We start from the raw sequence: 24,632 nt of genomic DNA on the forward strand, positions 1-24,632 counted from the left end.
TTTATTCTCTCTCTTTCTATTATTTACCCATTCCTAATTGTTGAGCTTTTTGATAGACCTTTCCTTCTGTCAATAAAGAAGGTGCAATCACTACTTCTACTTTTTGCATTTCTTTTATATTTTGAGCTCCTAATGTACTCATACTAGTCTTTAATGCTCCTAATAAATTATGAGTTCCATCATCTAATTTAGCAGGCCCAATTAAAATTTCCTCTATAGTTCCTGTCGTAGCCACATTTATTCTTGTACCTCTAGGCAAGACAGGAGAGGGTGTTGCCATTCCCCAATGATATCCTTTACCAGGCGCTTCTATCGCACGGGCTATAGGAGAACCTATCATTACTGAATCAGCACCACAAGCTATGCACTTACAGATATCTCCTCCTGTAATAATTCCTCCGTCTGCAATGATAGGTGTATATATTCCTGTTTTCTTATAGTATTCATCACGTGCTGCAGCGCAATTAGCAATAGCTGTAGGTTGCGGAACACCTATTCCTAAAACACCTCTAGATGTGCAAGCAGCTCCTGGACCAATACCAACCAATACTCCTGCAGCCCCTGCTTCCATAAGCTCTAAGGCTACTTCATAAGTAACACAATTACCAAGAATAACTGGTATCGGCATGTCCTTACAAAACTGTTGTAAATTGAGAGAAGTAAGAGATTCTGGCGTTAAATGATTAGTTGAAACTACTGTAGCTTGAACAAGTAATAAATCAGCTCCTGAGTTAGCCACAATTTCTCCATATTTAGAAGCTCCTAGAGGAGTTAAACTAACTGCAGCAATACTTCCGGTAGATTTAATATCTTCAATTCTTTTTTTTATTAGTTCAGGTTTGATTGGCTCTGCATAAAGCTTTTGCATTAATTCTACAAACTCTGATTTACCTACTGAAGTAATCTTTTCGAGAATTGGGGTAGGATCATCATAACGAGTTTGGATACCTTCTAGATTCAGAACGCCTACAGCCCCAAGATTTGAAAGTAGATTAGCCATCTTAGTATCTACTACCCCATCCATAGCACTTGCAATAATAGGTATATCCCTTTTTATGTTTCCAATAGTCCAACTAGTGTCTATTAGAGCAGGATCCAAGGTGCGTGTGCCAGGTACGAGCGCAATTTCATTTATACCGTATGCTCGTTTAGCTTTTTTACCATAACCAATAATAATATCCACGTTTTTATATTCCATTCCCTAAGTATTAAATTAGGCTAGCAAATTTTTAGAGTTTTCGGGTATAAAATTAAAAACTTCATTTTGATAAAATTAACTCAGTTCAATATATTAGAATCTAATAAGATATTACAATACAATAATCATCTACGATTTGTCATATAGTTTTCTAACTATATGACAAATCATAAAAATAACTTTCTCAGTACACTATTTGATAAATAAAAAGAATTACTCAAAATAGTTTCTTACTTCTGAATATGATTAAGTCAATATAAAGAAATGAAATTATCAATTACTAGTACAATATAACAATCTCTAATAATTTGAGAACTATAAATAATACCAAGTCTTATAAACTTACTAAGTATAAAAATTAATATCGATATTGTGAAAATAACTTTCTAGCTGGGAGTTCACTTGTCATAATAAATAATCTCATAACTCTTTGTTATTGAATATTTTTAATATTTTTACCTAATTCTTACTAAGATTGGTTTTAAAATCTGAAATTATTTTCAAAACCAGGGCAAAAAGAAAATTAGTTTTATCAATAAAATGATTAATGCAAAAGGATGCAACTTCTCTACATTATCGAAGTGGAAAAAAATATTAATTTCTAATCTCTAATCGTATTAGCCATACTGAAATTCTTATGATATGGCACAATCTAATTAAAAATAAATAATTATTAATATTTTAAATGACTGCAAACATATTTGAATTATCAACCAAATACGACCCTAAGTTAACAGAGGCTAAGTGGCAAAAAGCTTGGGAAATTCATCAAATATTCAAAGCCAACACAATAGAAAAAGAAAAAATTTTCTGTATGGTTATTCCTCCTCCAAATGTTACAGGTAGTCTTCATATGGGCCATGCATTTGAGGATTGCTTAATGGATGTATTGGTCCGTTATCATCGAATGAATGGAAAAAATACGTTATGCCTTCCTGGAACTGATCATGCCAGCATTGCAGTTCATAGTATTCTGGATAAACAATTAAAAAAAGAAGAAAAAACTCGCTATGATATCGGACGCGAGAATTTTCTTGAGCGAGCTTGGGAATGGAAAAAATCATCAGGAGGCAAAATAGTAAGTCAATTAAAACAAGTTGGCTTATCTGCTGACTGGTCGAGAGAGCGTTTTACTCTAGACAAAGGATTATCAAAAGCAGTTAAAACTGCTTTTATAAAATTATATGAAGCAGGACTAATCTATAGAGGTAACTATCTAATTAATTGGTGTCCTGCTTCTTTATCAGCAGTATCAGACTTAGAAGTAGAAAATAAAGAAGTTAAAGGAAATTTATGGTACTTTCGCTATCCTTTAAAAGATAGTAGCGGCTATCTAGACGTTGCGACTACTAGGCCTGAAACTATTTTAGGTGATACTGGAGTAGCCGTTCATCCTGATGATGAACGGTATCAAAACTTAATTGGAAAAACTTTAATATTGCCTATTGTAGGCCGAGAAATATTAATAGTCGCAGATGAATCAGTTGATTCAAAGTTTGGAACTGGGTCTGTAAAAATAACTCCTGCTCATGATCCTAATGACTTTGCAATAGGTAGTCGCCATAACTTACCTTTTATTAATATTCTTAATAAAGATGGCAGCCTAAACGAAAATGCAGGAGAATTTCAGGGACAAGATCGCTACGAAGCTCGTAAAAATATTGTTACAAGATTAGAAAAAGATGGATTTTTAGTTAAAGTTGAAGATCATTATCATTCAGTTCCATATAGTGATCGTGGTAAAGTGCCTATTGAACCATTACTTTCTACACAGTGGTTTGTAAAAATTAAACCACTGTCTGAGAAAGCACTTAAATTTCTAGACGAAGATAATTCACCCCGCTTTATTCCTGACAGATGGACAAAAGTTTATCGAGATTGGTTAGTAAATTTGAAAGATTGGTGTATTTCACGTCAGCTGTGGTGGGGACATCAAATACCAGCATGGTATGTAATTAGTCAAACTAATGGAACTATAACTGATGGGACGCCTTTTATTGTAGCTTATGATAAAGAGGAAGCTTTAAGAAAAGCGCATAAGGACTATGGAAGTGATGTCATATTGGAGCAGGATCCTGATGTTTTAGATACTTGGTTTTCATCAGGTTTATGGCCTTTCTCTACGTTAGGTTGGCCAGAAAATACAGAAGACTTTGCTACTTACTACCCTACAAGTACCCTTGTTACTGGATTTGATATTATTTTCTTTTGGGTAGCAAGAATGACTATGATGGCAGGATATTTTACAAACAAGATGCCTTTCAAAGATGTCTATATTCATGGACTGGTGAGAGATGAGAATGGTAAAAAAATGTCTAAATCTTCTAATAATGGAATAGATCCATTAATTCTAATAGACAAATATGGTACGGATGCACTTCGTTATACTTTAATCAAGGAAGTTGCGGGAGCTGGTCAAGATGTAACCCTGCAATATAATAGAGAAACTAATGAATCTGAATCTGTAGAAGCATCTAGGAACTTTGCAAATAAATTGTGGAATGCTGCGAGATTTGTAATAATTAATTTGCAAGAAGACATTCGAAATGATATCGGAACTCTTAATCCTGAATATTTGGATTTGGCTGACTATTGGATATTATCAAGATTTCAAAAAGTAACAGAACAAACTATTAACGATATAAATAATTACGGTCTAGGTGAGGCAGCTAAAGGATTATATGATTTTGTTTGGAGTGGCTTTTGTGACTCATATATCGAATTAGTAAAATCTCGATTATTAGAAAATTCAGATTCTTCTTTAGGTGCCCAGCAAACTTTGGCATATGTTTTGGACGGAATATTAAAATTACTTCATCCATTTATGCCCCATATTACGGAGGAAATTTGGCAAACATTGACACAAAGGAATAAAGAGTTTATAGCTTTACAAGCATACCCCAAGCCTGATTTAAATTATGTAAATAAAGATTTAGAAAATCTCTTTGATTTATTATTTGATGTGATTAAAACTATTCGTAATTTACGTGCTGAATTAGATATCAAACCTAAAACAAAAACCTTTGTTATATTACAGAGCGAAAGTAATACAACACAAGATACTTTGAGAATAGGTCAAAAATATATTCAAGATTTAGGGAAGACAAGTAATATAACTATTGTTTCTAAAGTAGAAGCAAAAACAGAGCAAGTATTTACTGGAGTAATAAGAAATATACAGGTTTTAATCCCATTATCAGGAGTAGTTGATATTGTCCTTCTTCGTCAAAAATTAGAAAAAAACTTAAATAAGATAGAAAACGAAGCCAATATCCTAACACAGCGCTTAGATAATTCTAAATTTATTCTAAAAGCTCCTAAGGAAGTAGTTCAAGGAGCAAGAGATGCCCTTGAAGAAGCCAAGCAACAGACCTTTATTTTACGAGAACGTCTTCAACACTTGCATGAGTAGTTTGTTATCAATAATCAATTTATTGATTATTGATAACAAACTATATATAAAATCTTACTTGTAAATTATTTTATCGATAAACTGATGTAATATTTTTTGATGCTAGATTAGAAAATAAAACAGAATGTAAAAATAATAATTACTATTTGACGTGATTCTAAAAAATATATTATGAATAGTAAATTCTAATACATCTATACAATAAAAGAGTTAATGAAAATTGATAGGAATCAAAAATTAAAAACGTTATCAGGGCAAATGATAAGGCCTACTTCTTCAAAAGTAAAAGAAGCGTTATTTAATATTTGGCAAGGTAAAATCACAGGATCTTGTTTACTAGATTTATGTGCAGGAAATGGAACAATAGGTTATGAAGCTCTTTGTAGAGGTGCGACCCTAGTGGTCGGAATTGAAAAATACGGAAAAGCTTGTGCAATTATTAATACAAATTGGCTAAAACTTTCGAATTCTGAGCAAGATTTTAAGGTAATAAAGGGTGATGCTTTAAAAAGTCTGAACAATTTAAAGGAACAACAATTTAATTTTATTTACTTTGATCCTCCTTATAGGAGCAACTTATATCAACCTGTTCTTGAATTAATTGCAAGAACAAATATCTTAGCTAAAGATGGAGAAGTTGCTGTAGAACACGATCCAAGACTATGGAAAGCAAAAGAAATAAAAAGATTAAAAATTATAAAGGAGAAGCATTATGGAAACACTAATTTAACTTTTTATCAGTCAAGTTTAGATTGAAAAGAGCAAAGTTTTGATTTAGTCTAAATTTTATTTAATAATATAAATGATATATTCAAGAAGTGAAATATAAATAAATTATTGTTTCAAAAATTCTAATCTACAAAGGGTTATAAGAAAATTTAGGAAACACTTTGTTCTTGTATTCTAATTAATGGGAAACAGAAAAATGATAAAAATAAATGATTAAGAACTAGAGTAATAGTACTGTTTAAGTACATATTTATTGTAGATCTATATAAACTCAATCTAGATAAGATAAGTTAGTTCGTTTTGACCGAAATACTTTATATCTTGACTTATATAAGCTAATTATTGCAGTAATTAGTAAAATCTTTTTTCTTACACATCAATAAAAGAATTTTTGATTAAAAATTAAAAATGAAAATAAACTAAAAGAATACACAATAGACAAGAATAAAATGAGAACAAATATTCTTTCAGCTGAAAAAATAAGACAAGTATTAACTCGTTTAGCCTCTCAAGTAATTGAAAAATCGGGAAACTTATCCGATATTGTACTGTTGGGAGTTCATACTAGAGGAGTCCCTCTAGCTTTTATGTTGGCTCAGCAAATAGAAATATTGGAAGATTTTAAGGTTCCTGTTGGTTCTATAGATATTACTTTTTATAGAGACGATTTAGATAGAATCAGAACGAGAACTCCGGCTAAGGCTATGTTTTCTTTCGATATAACCGGAAAGACTGTAATTTTAGTTGATGATGTTATCTATAAAGGAAGAACAATTCGTGCTGCTCTTAATGCTATTAATGAATATGGAAGACCTGAAATAATTCGCTTATTAGTGTTAATAGATAGAGGTCATCGGGAACTACCGATTCATCCTGACTTTATAGGAAAGAAATTACCCACATCATCTAAAGAACAAGTAAAAGTTTATTTTCAAGAAACAGATGGGAGGGATGCAGTAGAGTTAATAAAAAATAATTATTCATGAATAAGCGACAAAGAAAGACTCTAAGCATAGTAAGTATTGTCAAGACTATTGTATATAGATATCATTTTTACAATGAAATCTTTGTAAAATTAAAAGAAGCATATAAAAAAATCATATCTTTCTACTTAAATTTTCTACACCGTAATCAGCAAACTATCTTTAGTAGAATATTACGCTTTCGTGGAATTAGTGCATTAGCTTTAAGTGTAAAAACTGATTATTTATTTACTTCAAAACAAACTAAGATTAATTTTTATACTTTCCCAGGTGAGATATGTTTAAAAATATCTACTAAGGCAAACTCTATAGAAAAAGCATCTACTGTTGTTCAGCCAACTATTACAGAAATACGTAAAATTACCCAATTAAATTACTATGGTCACAATCATGATACTTTGATCAAAATTGTTGCAAAATTGCTGAGAGAAAACCAAAATACAGTCTCTGTTGCAGAATCTTGTACAGGAGGAGGCTTAGGGGCAATATTTAGTTCTTTCCCTGGCAGCTCAAATTATTTTCTTGGAGGTATTATTGTATATAGTAATCAAGCAAAAATATCTTTATTGGAAGTCTCAGAAAAAACTTTAAGTATTCATGGAGCAGTAAGTTCTAATACTGCAAAACAAATGGCTTTAGGTGTTAAAAAGAAACTAGGAACCTCTTGGGGATTGAGCATTACTGGAATTGCTGGGCCAGGAGGAGGAACACAAATGAAACCTGTTGGTCTAGTCTATATTGGTATTGCCGATCCTGAAAATAAAGTTAGTAGTACAAGATGTTTCTTTGGATCTTGTAAAAGAGATATAATTCGCTCTTTAAGCGAATATAGCGCGCTAGATCAGTTGAGAAGAAGCTTGTTAACAAAGTTGAATATGTGTTAATAGATAATATCTTTTCTAATTCATTTATAAAATTTCAATTATTTGATGGATGTGAAACATATAGTTATTATAAAATATCTAAGTTCACTATATAAATAGAAATTCAATGGACATAACTGGATTCGAACCAGTGACCCCATCGATGTCAACGATGTACTCTAACCAACTGAGCTATACGTCCTTATTAACTTAATATAACATAATATCCTGCAATAATCATCCGTAAGATAAGCTATGATTTATTTTTTGATAAATACATCAAGAGCCACTATTTGAAAAAAATAAGATAAAAAGACTATATTACTTTCAGAAATAATTTTCTACAGATTCCTGAAAAACTTAGATTTTATTTTTTATAAATTTTGTACACATACAAATTAATGTTGGGAAAACACTATGAATCGGGATCAAAAATATTTCTTATAATTAGTGTATTTAAACATTTATAAAATAAAGTATTGAAGTACATTTGATAAATAGTAAAATACAGAATTTCTTGTGAAAAATATTGAGTAAAAAATGTAAACCATGAAACCTAGATAAATTTATCATGCTTCTTTAATTAAATCATTAAAAAATTTTACTAACCTTTATGTAGGTAAAAACTTCTAGGCCATAAGTCTAAATACTTAAAATTATGGAAAAATCAATTCAACTTAATAAGAATGACTTAATAACCTATCCTATAGCTGAAATCTTTCATTCTATCCAAGGTGAAGGTGCTTGGACGGGAGTGAGTGCATTTTTTATTCGTTTAGCTGGATGTAATGTTGGCTGTCCATGGTGTGATCAAAAAGAATCATGGAAACATAAAACATTCCCAAAATATTCGTCTAAAACTTTAGCTATAGAAGCTCACAAAGCTAATGCAAGTATTATAGTTATTACTGGAGGAGAACCTTTGATGTACAATTTGTTCCCCTTAACTAATGCCTTACAAAATTTAGGAATGCAAGTCCATTTAGAAACTTCTGGTTCTTATCCTTTTAGTGGTAACTTTGATTGGATAACACTTTCGCCTAAACCTTTTAAAATTCCACATGAAAGTATATATGATAAAGCAAGCGAGTTAAAAGTTATCGTAGCTAATCAAAAAGATTTTGATTGGGCGGAAGAACAAAAAAATAAAACTAATTCTCAATCAATTAACTTTCTACAACCTGAATGGAATAGTGATATAAGTAGTTCTTTAATTTATAACTACATTCGTAAACATCCCGAATGGCGTATAAGCTTACAAACTCATAAGTTTTTAGGTATTAGATGAACAAAAATTACTATATTCTTTTATAAGTCATGAAAGAATATAGTTTTGTCTTGATTCGAAAAAATACTTGTATGTACTTAACCTATTTCACGGCTATAAAATTTGAAGGGCAATGATTTTGAAGATATTTAATGTCAAATTCACATTATTGAAAATATAGTTATAGAAAGTAAGTTAGTGACATAACTTGTTTTTTAAAAAATTTTCTGTTAGCATATTAAAAAACGAAAGGGGCAGACCAGCATCCCAAATACCAATTTTAGCCACAAGGCTACACCGAAGGACTTGCTTAGTTTTCGCCCCATGGTAGATGAGGGGTAAAACCAAATATACATGGTCAAAAAACCAGCTATTGCAATTTCACATCTCGGTTGTGAGAAAAATCGAATAGATTCAGAGCATATCTTAGGACTATTAGCAACAGAAGGATATTCTGTTAGTTCAAGTGAACACCTTGCTGATTATGTTGTTGTAAATACTTGTAGTTTCATCCAACAAGCTAGGGAAGAATCAGTTCGTACCCTAGTAGAGTTAGCCGAAAATAATAAAAAAATTATTGTTGCTGGCTGTATGGCTCAACATTTTCAAAATCAATTACTTGAAGAATTACCTGAAGTTGTAGCAATCGTTGGAACAGGAAATTATCAAGACATTGTTAAAACTGTTCAACGTGTTGAGTTGGGTGAAAGAGTAATAGATATATCTCAAAAACCTACTTTTATTGCTGACGAAACTATTCCACGCTATCGAACTACTAATGAAGGAGTAGCTTATTTAAGAATAGCAGAAGGATGTGACTATCGCTGTACCTTCTGTATCATTCCCCATTTGCGAGGCAATCAAAGATCTCGCACTATCGAATCTATTGTCGCAGAAGCCCGACAACTAGCTGATCAAGGTGTACAAGAGATTATTCTTGTTTCGCAAATTACTACAAATTATGGTCTAGATCTTTACGGGAAAGCTCAGTTAGCCGAGCTTTTGCAAGCGCTAGGAAAAGTTAATATTCCTTGGATACGTGTTCACTATGCATATCCTACCGGATTAACAACAGAAGTTCTTCAGGCTGTTAAAGAAGTACCAAATGTCATTCCTTATTTAGATCTACCATTACAGCATTCTCATCCTAATATTCTAAAAGCTATGAATCGGCCTTGGAAGGGAACAGTAAATGATGAAATCATTGAAGTTATAAAAACATCTATTCCAAATGTTGTTTTACGCACAACTTTCATTGTTGGCTTTCCTGGTGAAACAGATGAATACTTCGAACATTTAGTAAAATTCATTAAAAGGCATCAATTCGATCATGTAGGAGTTTTTGTATTTTCTCCAGAGGAAGAAACTCCTTCCTATAGAATGCTTAATCAAGTTCCATTGGAAATAGCTCAAGAAAGGCGAGATTACTTAATGGAAATACAGCAGCCTATTTCTAGTAAGAAAAATAAACAGTATATTGACACGATAATAGAAGTATTGATTGAACAAGAGAATCCAAAAACTCATCAATATATAGGTCGTTCAATTAAATTTTCTCCTGACGTAGATGGAGTTGTTTTTGTTAAAGGAGAGGCTCAATTAAATTCAATTATTCCAGTTAAAATTACCAAAGCTGATGCTTATGATCTCTATGGAAAAGTTGTTGACACTTAAATATTTATTTGCATATGCATTAAGGTGGAAACAAAAAATAACTTAGTAATAGCATTAATTAAAACAATAAGTAATTTAAAAACTATTATTAAAATCTTCACTATACCTTGTTAAATTTTCAACTTACAGTAAACCTATTAACTATAACGATCTTATGACTATTTCTTTCGAGAACTTAGGACTATCCGAAATTCGCGTCAATAAATTAAAAGAGCTCGGATTTGAAAACCCTACTGAGATTCAGGAAAAAGCAATTCCTTTGATGCTAGAAGGACATGACGTACTAGGACAATCACAAACAGGGACGGGAAAAACTGCAGCCTATTCTTTGCCTATTCTTGAACAAGTTGATATACAAAATCCTAACGTTCAAGTCTTAATCTTGACTCCTACTCGTGAACTTGCTCAGCAAGTCGCAGAAGCTTTAAAAGAATTTGCAGTAGAACGACGTTTATATATATTAACTGTTTATGGTGGCCAGTCCATAGATAGACAGATTAGAAGCCTAGAACGAGGGGTCCAAATTGTAGTAGGAACTCCAGGGAGAGTTATTGACCTCTTAGAACGGAAAAAGCTAATTTTAGACTCTTTATCCTGGGCCGTTCTTGATGAAGCCGACGAGATGCTTAGTATGGGTTTTATTGATGACGTAAAAACTATCTTAAAAAAGACGCCTGAGCAACGTAATACTGCCTGTTTTTCTGCTACGATGCCAAGAGAAATAAGAGAACTTGTTAATCAATTTCTAAAATCTCCAGTAACTATATCTGTTGAAAAAACTCAGGCTGCTCCTACGCGAATAGAGCAAAATATATATATGGTTCCTAGAGGCTGGTCAAAGCGAAAAGCATTGCAACCGGTTTTAGAAATAGAAGATCCCGAATCAGCTATTATTTTTGTTCGTACTAAACAAACAGCTTCAGATTTAACTACAAGATTGCAAGAAATCGGTCATTGTGTAGATGAGTATCATGGTAACCTTAGTCAATCTCAGAGAGAAAGATTAGTTCATCGCTTTAGAGATGGTAGGATAAAATTAGTTGTAGCTACGGATATCGCAGCCAGGGGTTTAGATGTAGAGGGTTTGAGCCATGTTATTAACTATGATTTACCAGATAATAGTGAAACCTACATTCATAGAATCGGCCGTACTGGAAGAGCTGGTAAAACCGGAAAAGCAATTTCTATCGTGGAATCTATTGATCGTCGAATGATTCGGCAAATTGAACGAAAACTTCGTCAAAAAATAGATATTTGCAAAATACCTAGTCGTTCAGAAGTTGAAGCAAAGAGACTAGAAAAATTACAAAATTTGATTAAAGAATCATTAGTAGGGGAAAGGATGGCTTCTTTTTTACCCTTAGTAAGTGATTTGAGCACAGAGTATGACCCTCAAGCAATTGCCGCTGCAGCTTTACAAATGATTTATGATCAAGACTGTCCTGATTGGATGAAAACTGATTGGGAAGTTCCTGAAGCAACTACACCGAAACCAGTTGTCAATCGCAAATCTAATAAATATAGCTCCAAGAATAGTAAGAATAATCGTAGCATTAGTAAAAGCATTCGCAAAACAGTAAGTCATTAAACATAGCGCTTGGTATTCATATTTATATAATATGAATGCCAACTATTTATTTATTTCCTATACCAGAACTATATCTCCAATATGGGAAAATCTATTTTTTTAAATTAATTAATTACCGAAAGGCCTTCTGCTAACAAAGATGGGGCATAAGTTGAATTTACCCAACGTGAATCATTAGCTATACCAATAATATTTTCTAAAATTTTATAAACGTTACCTGTTACCATAGTGTCTTTTATTCTCCCATTTATCGAGCCATCCTGAATAGAGTATCCTGAGTCTATATTGACAGAGAAATCCCCAGATATATCAATTTTTTCTCCTAGGACTAAGTCTACTATAATACCGTAATCTAACTTCTTGATTAAATCCTTAAAATTTTCTTTTCCAGGCTCTACTATTAGATTAATTAATACAGGTGTTGGGTAACTTTTCAAATTAGGGCGAAAACCATTGCCAGTGCTTTTTATTCCTAATCTTTTTGCACTAGTAAGATTACTATAAAATTGTTGTAAATCTCCTTTTTTGATTAAAGATAATTCCTGTGTAACAGTTCCTTCGTCATCAAAAGGAATAGTGTAAGGTTTATATCGTGGATTTTGGGATATAGTCAGAGAGTTTGACATAACCTGTTTTTGTAGCTTGTTACTCCAAGGAGAAGTTTTTTCTAAAACAAACTTACTATTGAGAGCCTCAGATACTGTATTCCAAAGCATAGCAGCTCCATTAGGAGTAAATAGAACTGGTATATAACCTTTCGGAGCCGAAGTAGTTTTTTTCGCCCATTCTAAACGTTCTAAAATATTTTTTGCTATTTGTTGAGTCTCAATTTTTCCTTGGGTTAGTTTAGTATCATGGACACTCAAAAAATCTTTTCCGTTTGAACATTCTAATTCTAGATAATAATTAACTAACGATTTACTATATTCACAATGAAGTCCCACAGAGTTTACTAAGCATGTAAACTGTTCTGAATAAATAAACTCTCCACTACAAATAGCTTCTATATAGATGTCTCTTAATTGACGGATTGTATCTTCTCCTGAGGCAATCAGTTGCTCAGTAGGTATAAATTCTCCCTGATGAGGTTGAAGATTTATATGTGAGTGATTAGGTTTAATAATTTCAGTATTATTTAAAGTTGACAAAATAATCGCTTGATCAACTAACTTATCACTATCAAAATCTCCATAAGCAACAGCCAATCCTGATGAACCTTCTTTCCATAAGCGTAAAGCTATTCCTTCTGATTGAGAATTTTCTAATCTTTTTAGATTGTTAGTCTCAAATATAGCAGAATCAGATTTAAGCTTAGACTGATAAACTTCTGCATGAGAAGCTCCTTTGCGCAGAGCTGAATCTATTAATTTTTGCAGTTCAATATCCATAACTTTAATATGATAGAATCTTAGGTGTATGAAACTGAATCTAAATGAATATTTATCAGTAGACTATTATTAAGTTACAAAATAAAGTTATTAAGTAATCTTGGAAAATTAACATTTGGAGACTTTATGGTTAGTAAATCTACATTCAATAAACAGGATACATCAAAAGATCAAAATGTCGAGCCAGATATTAGTTATGTTAAACTAGCTATGCGTAATATGGTTCGCAAAAAGGTTACTTCCATTAAACATTTTCTCGTAACTACTATAGGACTACTAGCTTTTTTAATTGGTCTTGCCTATTTGACACGCTAATACCTTGGTTTAAACTCACTTACAAGCTAATTAATTTTACAAGTACTGTATCTAAAACAACAGAAAATCATTATATCTTTTTCTAAAACAAGAAACTTTGTTAATCATTATTGGTCTTTAGTAAAAGTCTCAACTTAGAATATATACGAAGTCAATAGGCTTTATAAAAAATAAGTTACTCCTTATAAAAATTAGTAAAGTTAAAGATTATGAAAGCCGATTTTAAAATGAACCACTTTTCTTCTACTAGATTATTTCCAGATGCTACTAATCTAAGGCCAAATCATATTTCACAATTAGTTAAAGAAAAATACCCTTCAGAAATTAGAAGGAAATCGGCTTGGCATATTTCTCCCAATATATTTTTAAGCTTTCAATATGCCTGGACAGGTATCTGCTATACTTTTGCTACACAGCGTAATTTCCGCATCCATACTGCTATGACATTCATTGCGATTGGTATCTCTGGATTTTTAAAAGTCAATTCAGTTAGTATGGCTATTATTACTCTTACTTGTGCATTGGTGCTAATTCTAGAACTACTTAATACAGCTCTGGAATCAATTGTTGATTTGACTGTTGGTCAATCATATCACGAACTAGCAAAAGTTGCTAAGGATTGTGCTGCAGGTTCTGTTTTGATCTCGGCTTTTGCAGCTTTATTAGTTGCGTTTTTCATTATTATTCCACCCATTATAGACACAAATTTTAACTCATAATATTAGCAAATTAATTCTGTTTCTAAAGTCAAAATAATATAATATTTTTTTACCATCTAATTTTGCATTACCAACAATTAAAATCTAATTTAAGTTTAAGTATTTAAAGAGTTCACAAATATATTTTATCTTTTAATATCTATGATGAAAAGACGACAATTTATAACCTATTCTGGCATTAGTGCTTTGTTTTTTTCTAAGTTATTTCCAAGTTTTCATTTTTCATCTCTAGCTGCTCAAGAGACTAATTCAAGTACTTTGTCCATTAAGTATCTAGGACATACATGTTTTTTATTTAGCGGTGGTGGCTTAAGAGTTCTAGTTAATCCTTTTTTAACTATTGGATGTACTGCAGGTTATCGTTTACCAAATGTTGAAGCAGATTTAGTTATAACTAGTAGTCATATGTGGGATGAAGGAGCTGCTGATGGCTTACCTGGTACTCCTCGTATGTTGCATGAACCAGGAGTATATAAAATCAATGGATTAGGATTTCAAGGTATTAGTATTGATCACGATAGAAAAGGTGGTAAACAATTTGGGAACAATGTCGCTTGGCGTTGGACGCAAGCAGGTATGCATATAGTTCATCTAGGTGGAGCAGCAGCACCAATTGATTTAGAACAAAAAATTTTATTAGGTAATCCTGATATTGCCTGTATTCCAGTAGGTGGTGGTCCAAAAGCTTATAATGCAGTAGAAGGAAGACAAGCAATGCAAGTCTTAAATCCTAAAATAATGATTCCCACTCATTACCGTACTTCTGCTGCTGATACAGAAAATTGTGATATTGATCCATTGAATAACTTTTTAGAATTAGAAAAAAGTACAAATATTAAAAAAATACATAGTGATCAGCTTTCTTTAACTTCTAAAGATTTGCCTCAACAGGATACACATATATACATATTTGATCACGAATCGTTATTAGTAAATAAAAGAATTTAACTTATATCAAATCTTCAACATCATGGCTAAATTAATTCTCTCCTAAAACTTCATGGAAATTAAATTCCGGAGCAGCTAACACAAATATTATTGTTGGTAATGCTTTAGTCCATTGCTGTAGCTTTTCATAGTTAGGAACAAATGATTTATCAGGGGAGGGCATACCTAAAAACACAAAATCTGCTCCGATCGAAGACTGTTCTAGAATAGTCGTAAAATTACGTCCATTAGAAAGAATGACTTCTGATGTCGCACCAATTCTTAGGTCTTGAACTAATTTTCCTAGATTTTGCTGGGCCTCTTTAACAGCACTTTCGTCGGTAACTACTAGCTTCAAATGAATTTTCCCTTTTCTCCACTGGGGGTTAGAGCATAGTAAATAGGCTAAAACTAGCATCAAACTACCATTGCCTTGTCTTCCACCACTCCACCACACATCTATATGGCAACGACGATTTTTAGATTCTTTCCACGGGTTATATAATAAATCAGGATTTTCTCTTAAGACGATTACATTTCTTTGTGCTTTGTGAAAATTAGCTATCATTTGACAATAACGTTTACGGTGAGTAGCTTGTTGAGAGTCACCTAATAAAATTGTATTTGGAACAATTGATCCCAAGCCATAAGTTTCCACTAACCGCTCTGCTCCATCAAATGGATCAGGAGCTGTTACCAATCTAACTAAAGCTTTTACTCCTCTTCGCTGCAAGTAATCTCTAATACGCTTTTCCAGAATTGCCTGTCGTGCTACATCGCGTGAACCTACAGGCAAAACACTAGAAACAGTTATTAAACCACGATTATAAGTTAGAGCCTGTGCTAGCTGAATTAAAGGCCAACGTTTAGTTGGTGCCCCAGATAATACTAAAAATTGAGGTCGCCAATTTTTAGTATCATTAGTATGGTCAGTCTGTAAAATAGCCATTCGGAGAACGGCCATCCAAACACCTCGCCTTACATCTCCCCAAGTTGCCGATAATTCTCTTTGACGTACCCAAAAATAAATGCTTATAACTACTACTCCTGCTACACAAGTAGCTATCGTATCAATTAAAAACATTACCCCTAAACAACCTATTGCACCTAACCATGAGAATAGCCAATGTACTCTAAAAGAAGGACGAAATGAAGGACTGTTTAATACACCTTCCACCCCAGCAGAAATGTTTAAAACTAAGTAGGTAGTTAAAAAGAACATCGTTAAGATTGGAGCTATTAAATTTAAATCTCCAATACACACTGCTGCAAGAGCTATTACAAAAGTAACTAAAGTTCCTATTTTTGGCTCATCATCTGGGCCACTACCTTGACCTAGGAATCTCATCCATGTTGGTAAAATACCATCTCTAGCCAAAGCCTGAAGAATACGCGGGGCACCCAATATGCTACCAATTGCACTACTTAAGGTTGCTCCCCAAACTCCAACAGAAATAGCTGGTCCCCAAAGTGCCATTCTTTGCATTATTAAGGGTTCTGCTATTAAAGTACTGCCATTGGCACGCATCGCTAAAAATATCGGTAATGTAATATAAATCAAAAATCCTGTACCTACAGCAGCTAAAGTGCCAATAGGTAAAGATCTAATTGGGTCACGTAGATCTCCTGACATATTGACACCAGCCATAATGCCTGTTACAGCTGGAAAAAAAACTGCAAAAACAGCCCAGAAAGGTTCTCTATCAGTTACCCACATTTCTACATTAACTTCTTCAACAGGATAGCCAAAATAGAAAGATAATAAGGAAACAGCAATAGCAGCCATGATAAAGTATTGTGCTTTTATTGCTATTTTTGCTGACGTTATACTTATTATTCCGACTCCAATTGTTACAACCAGAGCAATATAAAGTTGATTAAGATTCAGCATAGGGAAAGCAGCCACAACACTTTCAGCAAAACCAATAGTGTAAAGAGCGACAGACAAAGCTTGAGCAAAATATAATGGAATACCTACTGCACCACCAGTCTCAATACCAAGAGAACGACTGATCATATAGTAAGCTCCTCCAGTTCTGATAATGCGATCTGTAGCTATAGCACACACAGAAAGAGCTGTAAAAAAAGTTATGGAATTAGCTAGAATAACGATTAGAATTGCTCCCATCAATCCTGCGTTACCAACTACCCAGCCAAAGCGAAGATACATGATCACACCAAGGATAGTAAGAGTTGAGGGAGTATAAACACCTCCGAAAGTTTCTAATCCTTGTTTTTTATTAGTTTTTTTGGCGGGGGAAAAAAATTGAAAGAGCAATTTCACAGGTTATTAAAAATAAATCTAATTAATCACAGATATTATGCCAGATTTTTTGATACTGCTAAATGTTTAACTAATAATTTACTATGTTATTAATTAAATGTGTGATGGTTAATGTATTGTACTATTCTTTTTTTAGTTCATCGTCACTTGTCTCAAGAACATTTTCTTCCTTCTGAGATATACGCTTTTTTCGGTCAAATTCCAATGAATCTTCAATAGCTGTTAACAACTGTTGCATTTTCTCTAAGTTACCACAGTATACTTCAAGGTCTTTTTGTATTTTTTCCGATGAAAGTTTTAAATCATTAGCTATCTGATTTATTGCCTTATTATACTCTTCCTTACTTTCTACTAAGTCAGAGCTAATTTTTTCTAGTAAAGAATATAAACCAATAGCTAATAAACGACTATATTTAAACTTAGAATTTTCAGCTATAGAATAATAAGATTTCCAAAGTAACTTTTCATTAATTTCTTCTTGAGATAATCTTACAATATTTCCTTTAAAATCTGAAACAGATAGCATTTCAGCTTCATGTAATATAGTATCTGATTCCTCTAGATATCGTTTGGTATCTCCTCCAGTCGATTTACACAATGCATCAAATATTAGATCTTGATGATCATCCGGTTGATACCCATACATGAATTTTTTGAATAAGGTAACAACTCCTAAAGCATAAATGGGATTATATTGGTAATCTGCATTTACTGATAGTAAATGCATTTCTACTAGGAGCTCTTCTATAAATCGTCTATAAATTGAGCTGATTGGTCTAGTAAAGAAATTGTAGAACTCACGTTTTGTATCAGAAACAGTACGAATATTATCCACGAAATAGATTGTAAATTATTTTTAATGATGGTCTTTAGTTATTCTCTCTTGTAAAGTACTATTTTGCAAAGTAAGTCATATAAAAATTTAAATGTAACTTATTCTGATTATCCTTAATAAGGAATAAAATTGAATTTAGTGAGCGTAGAATTTAATAATCATAATATTCAAGAATAAATTTTTAATTCGCATTGGCAAGACAATTTACCATAATTTAAAGAAAGTTGATTAATACAAAAATCAGGTCCTAAATCTAATAATATTTCCCTATCTAAACAAGTATCTAACCCAGATAAACCTCTGATCTCGACTTCTTTTAAGCTAAGAGTTTGAGTAGAAGTTATGTTTGGTCTCAACTTAATTGTGATAGATTCAATTACCTCCTCGTATAGTGATACTACTTGTATGGTTATATTAGAACAATCAATATTAATCTCCTTCAACTGAAAAGTCATATTACTTATTCTTCGTGAAAATTTTGTAAACTCTTTATGTTCCAATAAAATATTCAAAAGATATTTAATGCTATCCTGAAGCATTGTTGACGAAATAGATGCTTTCAAACTTTCATTACTTATAGCAACTTCTCCAGATATTTTAATATCTTTTAGTAATTTTAAAGATTGTCCTCTTAAAATTTGACCTACGTTTATGCGAATATTCCTCGCTTTTAACTTAATTTCTTCTAAAGATAATCCTTTATAAACTAGTTGATGGCTATCTAATATTATTTCAGGTATATAACCGCTTAAAAACTGATAATCACTACCTTCAATAGATAAATTCAAGGTCTCTAGTTTTTCGACCTGTGAATTTAACCAAAGCTTTAAAGCAGGAGTTAATATCTTTGTAATAATTTTGCTCATATTAAATATTTTGGCTAAACAATAAATTTATTATTTTGTAAATCTTCGCTATGTTAACCTTAGTTATATTTTTCTTGTAAAGTTTTAAGTTCAATAATTTAACTTTTAATTGATTTTTTCTGTTGATTATCATCCCGAGACTATAGAAAAATATTAAATCGTTTAAAATCTCGTTATATCTACATGCATCTGATGCTTAGCAACATTGTTGATTTCAGCATTCTAGGAAATAACAATAAACAATTACTCTATTTAAGAAATTACTAGAATTCACCATAAAATTAACTATATGAAAAATAAAGAAAATTTATTAAGTATTGCGCCAATGATGGATCGAACTGATCGTCATTTTCGTTACTTTATAAGACAAATTACCAAACATACTCTACTGTATACGGAAATGATATCTACAGCAGCTATTCAAAATGGTAATAAATCAAAACTTTTAGATTTTTCGCCCGAGGAAAAGCCTTTATCTCTACAATTAGGGGGTAATGACCCTTATATACTAGGTAAATGCGCAGTAGTGGCAGAAGACTGGGGGTATGATGAAGTGAATTTAAATGTTGGGTGTCCTAGTGATAGAGTGCAAGACGGACGCTTTGGAGCTTGTTTGATGGCTGAGCCAGAATTAGTGGCTAAGTCAGTTGAAAAAATGAAAAATTCAGTTAGTATACCAATTACAGTAAAGCATAGAATTGGTATTGACAATCATGATGATTATGATAGCTTAAAGAACTTTGTACGTATAGTTTCGGAATCTGGATGTGAAAAATTCACGGTGCATGCCCGTAAAGCTTGGTTAAAAGGGTTAAGTCCAAAAGAAAATCGTAATATTCCTCCTTTAAGGTATCAGGATGTCTATCGTCTTAAGGAAGATTTTCCTCATCTTATTATTGAAATTAATGGAGGAATCATTAGTCTAGAGCAGGTAAGTAATCACTTACAATTTGTTAATTCTGTTATGCTAGGAAGAGCAGCTTATGATAATCCTTATCTACTGGCTACGGTAGATAGAAAATTTTATCAAAGTAAAGCCTTACCATTAACTCGCTATCAGATTATAGAAAATACACTACCTTACATAGAATATTGGACAAGTCGCGGTTTAAAATTACACAATATCACTAGACATCTTTTAGCTTTATTTTTAGGTATGTCTGGAACTAAAGAATGGAAAAAATATATTGGCAAAAATTCTCATTTTATTGGTCAAGATTCTAAGACTATTCTTTATGCACTAGATAAAGTAAAAAACTAATTTTTTCTAATAACTCTAACCATATAGATTTGTGAATCTAGCAATGGTTTATTATCTATAGTTTTAAACTCAAAAAATACTTAAATTATCTAGTTTTATTTTAATAAATAGAAGATATATATTAATTTTACAATAACGTTTATATTGAAAACACCACATTTTGATTTTTTATTTAGACTTATTAAAAACCTATCTTTTAGAAAATAGAGATGTTACAGCGAATGGTTGAATGATACGATATGAGAAGACTTGGCAACTTATATTATCACAATACGAATTATAAAAATCAAACAATTCAATAGATTTAATTGTTTTAAACCATTATAAACATATTCGAAAAAATAGAAAGTATAAGAGTATAATAAAAGATTTGACAATTTTGATTAGTTTTATACATAACCTATAACAAGAGAAAATATTCGTTTTTGACTTTTGCAACCTTAAATAAGATAAATTCTAAATTAACTTTATTTAAGGTGGAGAGACTTATATATTCTTATTGAGACTTTAATATGCAAAAAAATTAATATTAGTTACTGACCTAATTAAAATAGTAATTAATGCTTATATTATTTTTAGATTTTATTTTCTAACGTACAAATGTTGACTGTCTTATTGTTTAATAAATAATTATCTTTTTTAGTATTAACTGAGGAGATTCTAGTATTTTACTAGAATCTCCTCAGTTAATACTAAAAAAGATTCTCAAATTATTCATTTAAAAAGGCTTTGGTTGGTGACGAACTAAGTTGAGAAACTCTTCTCGAGTTTTTTGTTCTTCGTTAAATTTACCGACCATTGTACTAGTTACAGTCCAAGAGCCAGGCTTTTGGACCCCTCGCATTACCATACACATATGGCTAGCTTCCATAACAACTGCAACACCACGTGGTTCTAAGACCTCCTGAATAGCATCAGCAATTTGACGGGTCAGACGTTCTTGTACTTGCAAGCGACGCGAATACATTTCTACAATCCGAGCTAATTTACTCAACCCAATCACTTTGTTGTTAGGTATATAAGCAACATGAGCACGTCCCATAAATGGCAACATATGATGTTCACATAAACTAAAAAAGTTAATGTCTCTTATCAAAACCATTTCATTATGTCCTTCATCAAAAATAGCTCCATTGACTAATTCAGCCAAAGACTGATTATAGCCTGCTGTTAGAAACTCCATGGAAGTTGCAACACGATATGGAGTTTTTAATAATCCTTCACGATTAGGATCTTCTCCTAGTGCTTCAAGAATAGAATAAACAGCATCTTCTATTTTTTTTATATTTACATCCAGATTATTTGGGTCTGTAGATTTTTGTTTATTGTGATTATTTTGAGTATTAATTTGATCAACTAAATCGGAATTAAGATTATTAGAACTGTTTGATTTAGAAGAATTGAATCTGTTAGAAGAATCTCTTGTCATAGTTAAAGTAAAATGCTGATCTAATTATTAAAGGTTCCCACAACTAGGTAAAATCGTTATTTCTTCAATGACGGCCTCTACTGGTAATAGTGCCACATGAAGAATGGTTTGTGCGACTAAATCAGGAGTGAGCATAACAGTACGGTCAAAATTTTTTTGAACAGTGATTGTATCCCATATTGGTGTACTGACAGCCCCAGGCATAATTGTTGTTACACGAATACCGTTGCTTCGTTCTTCTTCCGCTAGTATCTTAGAAAAAGATAAAAGTGCAGCCTTACTTACAGAATATGCTCCCCAGTTAGGAAAAATATTTGTTGCTGCAGTAGAAGAAATATTAATGATAGTTCCTTTCATATGTTTTCGCATATGAGGTAAAACTCCCTGAACACATTGAAAAACACTAGTTAAATTTAAATTAAGTACTTTTTGCCAATCTGTTAAAGATGTTTCTCTCAAGAAATTGGTATACCCTATACCAGCATTGTTAACAATAATGTCAATACTATTAAAGTCACTAATTATTTCTTGGATTCGCATCGATACCATATCTAATTCACTTAAATCTATTACGTATGGTTTTACTTTAACGCCTTCCTTTATCGATTCTTTAGCTACATTCTCTAGAGATTCTAAGGAACGACCAACCAAAGCAGTATTAATACCTGCACGAGCAAAAGCTAAACTAGTTGCTTTTCCAATACCGCTACTGGCTCCAGTAATAATCGCATTTAATTTAATTGAGGAAGAACTCATAGTATAATGAAGGCCTTTAGCTGATTTCTTAAGAAAAATATATAAGTTAGCTAAGAATTATCTAAATAACAGAGTTAAAGATCAGATATGCTTAATTGCTACCTAATATTCATTGGGCTTAGAACTTCAATATCATTAGAGGGAAAAATCTTTATGAACTTGAAGCTAGTCAATACTTAAGGTGAACTTAAGGATTTGTCCTAAGTCTCCCATAATATTATGATAGCATTTCCTAGAAAATTCTGTTAGCAAGTTAAAAAAACTCACTTTTTAAATTTATTGATAACCTGGACAATCTGACCCTGGATCAAAAAATATACCTATTTTTCGGAACTTTTCATATCTTAATTCTTTCCTTGTCTTTATGGTCGAACTGGATAATTCATCAAGATTCTGAAGCAACACTTTTTTTAAAATTACTGCAGTTTCTAGTGGTTTTACATGAGCACCACCAGAAGGCTCAGGTATGATAGAGTCAATGATGTTTAATCTTTTAAGATCATTTGCTGTAATTTTAAGAGCAGTCGCAGCTTGTGAGGATTTTTTTGCATCTTTCCAAAGAATAGCAGCACAAGCTTCAGGAGTTGCTACAGTATAAACTGAGTGTTCGAGCATAAGGATTCTGTCTCCAACTCCAATACCCAATGCTCCTCCTGAGCCTCCTTCTCCAATAACAGTACAAATAATAGGAACATCGAAACTAAACATTCTACGAAGATTGAATGCGATTGCTTCTCCCTGACCAAGCTTTTCAGCTTCTACACCAGCCCAAGCCCCTGGAGTGTCGATAAAAGTTAAAATTGGCATAAAAAACTGATTCGCATGCTCCATTAAACGAATAGCTTTACGATATCCTCCAGGAGCCGGCATACCAAAATTTCTTGCTACATTATCTTTAGTATCTCTTCCTTTCTGATGACCAAGAATTACTACAGGACGACCTCCTATACGAGCAATTCCACCTACTAAGGCAGGATCATCATAGCCTCCACGATCACCATGTAATTCTATCCATTCATCAGTAATTGATTGGATATAGTCTAAAGTACTTGGACGACGAGGATGGCGAGCAAGTTGTAGGCGTTGAGATGGAGTTAAACCATTAAAAATTTCTCTCCTCAAATTTTCTGCACGATTTCCAAGTTGAGTAATTTGCTCAGTAACATCCACATTGTTTTCTTTGGCCAATCTTCGAATTTGCTCAATTCGAGCCTCTAATTCCCATAATGGCTTTTCGAAATCTAGTAAAAAGACGCGGCGCTCATTTTTATTCATCAGTCATTATGATAAATTAATAGTCTATGGTAGATTGATATGATTAAGATAAAAAATAACCGTAGTTACTTAAAATCAACTGGTCTAATAAAATTAGTATTTTTATGTTGCTTTTTAGTATTTAGAGATTTTTCAGTGTTTGAAAATTATCTAGCATATCTAATGTTTCCTGATAGCAAGTCTTATTTTTTTGTTGATAGCATAATATTTTTGCGGTTTTTAAATCAGTAATTGCCTCCCGTAAATGTCCTAGCTTATAAGATACATTCGCTCTTGCTATGTATATATCTACCATATTACTATTAAGCCTTATAGCCTTATCAAAATCAGCAATTGCACTTATATTATAGTTAATTTTTTCATAAGCAATTCCACGATTGTAATAAGCTTCTATGTCATAAGGACTTAAACGAATAACCTTTGTAAAATCAATAATAGCCTTTAGATAATCTCCTTGAATACCTTTTTCCATTCCCTTTATCAAGAGATCGTTTAGGGAGTGATTTGAAAGATAATTTTGAGAGATTAGAATGAATTTTGATGTTGGTAGAGAAACTACAGGATAAATTAAACTAAATGCAGATAAAAACTGCACAAAATATAAAAATAACTTTCTTTTTTTAGATAAATACAACACTGCTTTAATAATCATTAGTTTAGCTATTGGTATAACAAAATTTTTAATTAATCGGCAAGCTTTTAGCTTTTTATCTTTTGTTTATTTCGACTATAAAGAAAAAGTTTTATGATAAGAAAAGATAAGTTATGAATGTTCTTATTTATATAAAGAAACTATCTGTATAGATAAGAATTTTAATTTCCATATCTATAATTTACTCAAATTAATGCTTCATTACTTTATT

General features: G+C 32.0%; 20 protein-coding genes and 1 tRNA gene. 11 read left to right on the forward strand and 10 right to left on the reverse strand.

Features of this window, described 5'->3' with window-relative positions; translation table 11 throughout:
* Positions 1-19: 19 nt before the first annotated feature.
* Positions 20-1,183 (reverse strand): GuaB3 family IMP dehydrogenase-related protein, encoded by a 1,164-nt coding sequence (locus LPC16_RS04650; protein ID WP_040054920.1) that lies wholly within the window; start codon positions 1,181-1,183, stop codon positions 20-22.
* Between the two features lie 700 nt (positions 1,184-1,883).
* On the opposite strand from LPC16_RS04650, the gene LPC16_RS04655 reads away from it, so the two are divergent.
* The 4 genes from LPC16_RS04655 (at position 1,884) to LPC16_RS04670 (ending at position 7,206) form a co-directional block, all read left to right on the forward strand.
* Positions 1,884-4,610 (forward strand): valine--tRNA ligase, encoded by a 2,727-nt coding sequence (locus LPC16_RS04655; protein WP_229636982.1) that lies wholly within the window; start codon positions 1,884-1,886, stop codon positions 4,608-4,610.
* 213 nt (positions 4,611-4,823) lie between these two features.
* Positions 4,824-5,366: a 16S rRNA (guanine(966)-N(2))-methyltransferase RsmD gene (gene rsmD / locus LPC16_RS04660; RefSeq protein WP_040054918.1), complete on the forward strand. Its 543-nt coding sequence runs from the start codon at positions 4,824-4,826 to the stop codon at positions 5,364-5,366.
* A gap of 422 nt (positions 5,367-5,788) precedes the next feature.
* Positions 5,789-6,325 (forward strand): bifunctional pyr operon transcriptional regulator/uracil phosphoribosyltransferase PyrR, encoded by a 537-nt coding sequence (gene pyrR / locus LPC16_RS04665; RefSeq protein WP_040054917.1) that lies wholly within the window; start codon positions 5,789-5,791, stop codon positions 6,323-6,325.
* Positions 6,322-7,206, forward strand: coding sequence for a nicotinamide-nucleotide amidohydrolase family protein (locus LPC16_RS04670; protein ID WP_229636983.1), 885 nt, complete (start codon positions 6,322-6,324; stop codon positions 7,204-7,206). Before pyrR ends, LPC16_RS04670 begins: the two co-directional genes overlap by 4 nt.
* A 107-nt stretch (positions 7,207-7,313) precedes the next feature.
* Here the strand turns inward: LPC16_RS04670 and LPC16_RS04675 are convergent.
* Positions 7,314-7,387 (reverse strand) — tRNA-Val (locus LPC16_RS04675).
* Between the two features lie 456 nt (positions 7,388-7,843).
* Between LPC16_RS04675 and LPC16_RS04680 the strand changes: the two genes are divergently transcribed.
* The 3 genes from LPC16_RS04680 to LPC16_RS04690 all read left to right on the forward strand — a co-directional run bounded on the left by LPC16_RS04680 (position 7,844) and on the right by LPC16_RS04690 (position 11,714).
* Positions 7,844-8,473, forward strand: a complete 630-nt coding sequence (locus tag LPC16_RS04680; RefSeq protein WP_229636984.1) for a 7-carboxy-7-deazaguanine synthase QueE — start codon at positions 7,844-7,846, stop codon at positions 8,471-8,473.
* Positions 8,474-8,806: 333 nt separating this feature from the next.
* Positions 8,807-10,126, forward strand: a complete 1,320-nt coding sequence (gene rimO, locus LPC16_RS04685; RefSeq protein ID WP_040054915.1) for a 30S ribosomal protein S12 methylthiotransferase RimO — start codon at positions 8,807-8,809, stop codon at positions 10,124-10,126.
* Positions 10,127-10,280: 154 nt separating this feature from the next.
* Positions 10,281-11,714 (forward strand): DEAD/DEAH box helicase, encoded by a 1,434-nt coding sequence (locus tag LPC16_RS04690; RefSeq protein WP_040054914.1) that lies wholly within the window; start codon positions 10,281-10,283, stop codon positions 11,712-11,714.
* 104 nt (positions 11,715-11,818) lie between these two features.
* Here LPC16_RS04690 and LPC16_RS04695 read toward each other — a convergent pair whose 3' ends face one another.
* Positions 11,819-13,102, reverse strand: coding sequence for a TldD/PmbA family protein (locus tag LPC16_RS04695; RefSeq protein ID WP_229636985.1), 1,284 nt, complete (start codon positions 13,100-13,102; stop codon positions 11,819-11,821).
* Positions 13,103-13,228: 126 nt separating this feature from the next.
* Here LPC16_RS04695 and LPC16_RS04700 point away from each other — a divergent pair, with 126 nt between their 5' ends.
* The 3 genes from LPC16_RS04700 (at position 13,229) to LPC16_RS04710 (ending at position 15,084) form a co-directional block, all read left to right on the forward strand.
* Entirely contained in the window at positions 13,229-13,417 is a 189-nt protein-coding gene (locus LPC16_RS04700; protein WP_040054912.1) for a DUF3285 domain-containing protein, read from the forward strand.
* Positions 13,418-13,626: 209 nt separating this feature from the next.
* Positions 13,627-14,136 carry a diacylglycerol kinase family protein gene (locus LPC16_RS04705; protein ID WP_040054911.1) on the forward strand — a complete coding sequence of 170 codons (510 nt, stop codon included), beginning with the start codon at positions 13,627-13,629 and terminating at the stop codon, positions 14,134-14,136.
* Between the two features lie 144 nt (positions 14,137-14,280).
* Positions 14,281-15,084 carry an MBL fold metallo-hydrolase gene (locus tag LPC16_RS04710; protein WP_229637721.1) on the forward strand — a complete coding sequence of 268 codons (804 nt, stop codon included), beginning with the start codon at positions 14,281-14,283 and terminating at the stop codon, positions 15,082-15,084.
* A gap of 31 nt (positions 15,085-15,115) precedes the next feature.
* On the opposite strand, the gene LPC16_RS04715 is transcribed toward LPC16_RS04710, so the two are convergent.
* The 3 genes from LPC16_RS04715 to LPC16_RS04725 form a co-directional block, all read right to left on the reverse strand.
* The gene (locus LPC16_RS04715) at positions 15,116-17,341 is read right to left on the reverse strand and encodes an amino acid permease (protein WP_407084198.1); all 2,226 of its coding nucleotides are present in this window, start codon (positions 17,339-17,341) and stop codon (positions 15,116-15,118) included.
* A gap of 127 nt (positions 17,342-17,468) precedes the next feature.
* Positions 17,469-18,182: a photosystem II biogenesis protein Psp29 gene (gene psb29 / locus LPC16_RS04720; RefSeq protein ID WP_040054909.1), complete on the reverse strand. Its 714-nt coding sequence runs from the start codon at positions 18,180-18,182 to the stop codon at positions 17,469-17,471.
* A 167-nt stretch (positions 18,183-18,349) separates the two neighbouring features.
* Positions 18,350-19,048 (reverse strand): LmeA family phospholipid-binding protein, encoded by a 699-nt coding sequence (locus LPC16_RS04725; RefSeq protein ID WP_229636987.1) that lies wholly within the window; start codon positions 19,046-19,048, stop codon positions 18,350-18,352.
* 289 nt (positions 19,049-19,337) lie between these two features.
* Here LPC16_RS04725 and dusA point away from each other — a divergent pair, with 289 nt between their 5' ends.
* Entirely contained in the window at positions 19,338-20,309 is a 972-nt protein-coding gene (dusA, locus tag LPC16_RS04730) for a tRNA dihydrouridine(20/20a) synthase DusA (protein ID WP_229636988.1), read from the forward strand.
* Between the two features lie 718 nt (positions 20,310-21,027).
* Here dusA and folE read toward each other — a convergent pair.
* From folE to LPC16_RS04750, 4 genes are all read right to left on the reverse strand, one after another.
* On the reverse strand, positions 21,028-21,738 hold the full coding sequence (folE, locus tag LPC16_RS04735; RefSeq protein ID WP_040054906.1) for a GTP cyclohydrolase I FolE: 711 nt from the start codon (positions 21,736-21,738) through the stop codon (positions 21,028-21,030).
* A gap of 27 nt (positions 21,739-21,765) precedes the next feature.
* The gene (locus LPC16_RS04740; RefSeq protein WP_040054905.1) at positions 21,766-22,494 is read right to left on the reverse strand and encodes an SDR family oxidoreductase; all 729 of its coding nucleotides are present in this window, start codon (positions 22,492-22,494) and stop codon (positions 21,766-21,768) included.
* A 276-nt stretch (positions 22,495-22,770) separates the two neighbouring features.
* On the reverse strand, positions 22,771-23,769 hold the full coding sequence (gene accA, locus LPC16_RS04745) for an acetyl-CoA carboxylase carboxyl transferase subunit alpha (protein WP_229636989.1): 999 nt from the start codon (positions 23,767-23,769) through the stop codon (positions 22,771-22,773).
* A 121-nt stretch (positions 23,770-23,890) separates the two neighbouring features.
* Positions 23,891-24,364 carry a tetratricopeptide repeat protein gene (locus LPC16_RS04750; protein ID WP_229636990.1) on the reverse strand — a complete coding sequence of 158 codons (474 nt, stop codon included), beginning with the start codon at positions 24,362-24,364 and terminating at the stop codon, positions 23,891-23,893.
* Positions 24,365-24,632 lie beyond the last annotated feature (268 nt).

The sequence above is a fragment of the cyanobacterium endosymbiont of Braarudosphaera bigelowii genome, assembly GCF_020885515.1.
Classification (GTDB): domain Bacteria; phylum Cyanobacteriota; class Cyanobacteriia; order Cyanobacteriales; family Microcystaceae; genus Atelocyanobacterium; species Atelocyanobacterium thalassa_A.

What these genes read in the sequence shown, in the direction of transcription:
- LPC16_RS04740 (WP_040054905.1), bottom strand. Translation starts at nt 22,494, where the DNA reads ATGAGTTCTTCCTCAATTAAATTAAATGCGATTATTACTGGAGCCAGT.
- LPC16_RS04695 (WP_229636985.1), bottom strand. Translation starts at nt 13,102, where the DNA reads ATGGATATTGAACTGCAAAAATTAATAGATTCAGCTCTGCGCAAAGGA.
- LPC16_RS04705 (WP_040054911.1), top strand. Translation starts at nt 13,627, where the DNA reads ATGAAAGCCGATTTTAAAATGAACCACTTTTCTTCTACTAGATTATTT.
- LPC16_RS04700 (WP_040054912.1), top strand. Translation starts at nt 13,229, where the DNA reads ATGGTTAGTAAATCTACATTCAATAAACAGGATACATCAAAAGATCAA.
- LPC16_RS04710 (WP_229637721.1), top strand. Translation starts at nt 14,281, where the DNA reads ATGAAAAGACGACAATTTATAACCTATTCTGGCATTAGTGCTTTGTTT.
- LPC16_RS04680 (WP_229636984.1), top strand. Translation starts at nt 7,844, where the DNA reads ATGGAAAAATCAATTCAACTTAATAAGAATGACTTAATAACCTATCCT.
- rsmD (WP_040054918.1), top strand. Translation starts at nt 4,824, where the DNA reads ATGAAAATTGATAGGAATCAAAAATTAAAAACGTTATCAGGGCAAATG.
- LPC16_RS04725 (WP_229636987.1), bottom strand. Translation starts at nt 19,048, where the DNA reads ATGAGCAAAATTATTACAAAGATATTAACTCCTGCTTTAAAGCTTTGG.
- folE (WP_040054906.1), bottom strand. Translation starts at nt 21,738, where the DNA reads ATGACAAGAGATTCTTCTAACAGATTCAATTCTTCTAAATCAAACAGT.
- pyrR (WP_040054917.1), top strand. Translation starts at nt 5,789, where the DNA reads ATGAGAACAAATATTCTTTCAGCTGAAAAAATAAGACAAGTATTAACT.
- LPC16_RS04655 (WP_229636982.1), top strand. Translation starts at nt 1,884, where the DNA reads ATGACTGCAAACATATTTGAATTATCAACCAAATACGACCCTAAGTTA.
- LPC16_RS04690 (WP_040054914.1), top strand. Translation starts at nt 10,281, where the DNA reads ATGACTATTTCTTTCGAGAACTTAGGACTATCCGAAATTCGCGTCAAT.
- dusA (WP_229636988.1), top strand. Translation starts at nt 19,338, where the DNA reads ATGAAAAATAAAGAAAATTTATTAAGTATTGCGCCAATGATGGATCGA.
- rimO (WP_040054915.1), top strand. Translation starts at nt 8,807, where the DNA reads ATGGTCAAAAAACCAGCTATTGCAATTTCACATCTCGGTTGTGAGAAA.
- LPC16_RS04670 (WP_229636983.1), top strand. Translation starts at nt 6,322, where the DNA reads ATGAATAAGCGACAAAGAAAGACTCTAAGCATAGTAAGTATTGTCAAG.
- accA (WP_229636989.1), bottom strand. Translation starts at nt 23,769, where the DNA reads ATGAATAAAAATGAGCGCCGCGTCTTTTTACTAGATTTCGAAAAGCCA.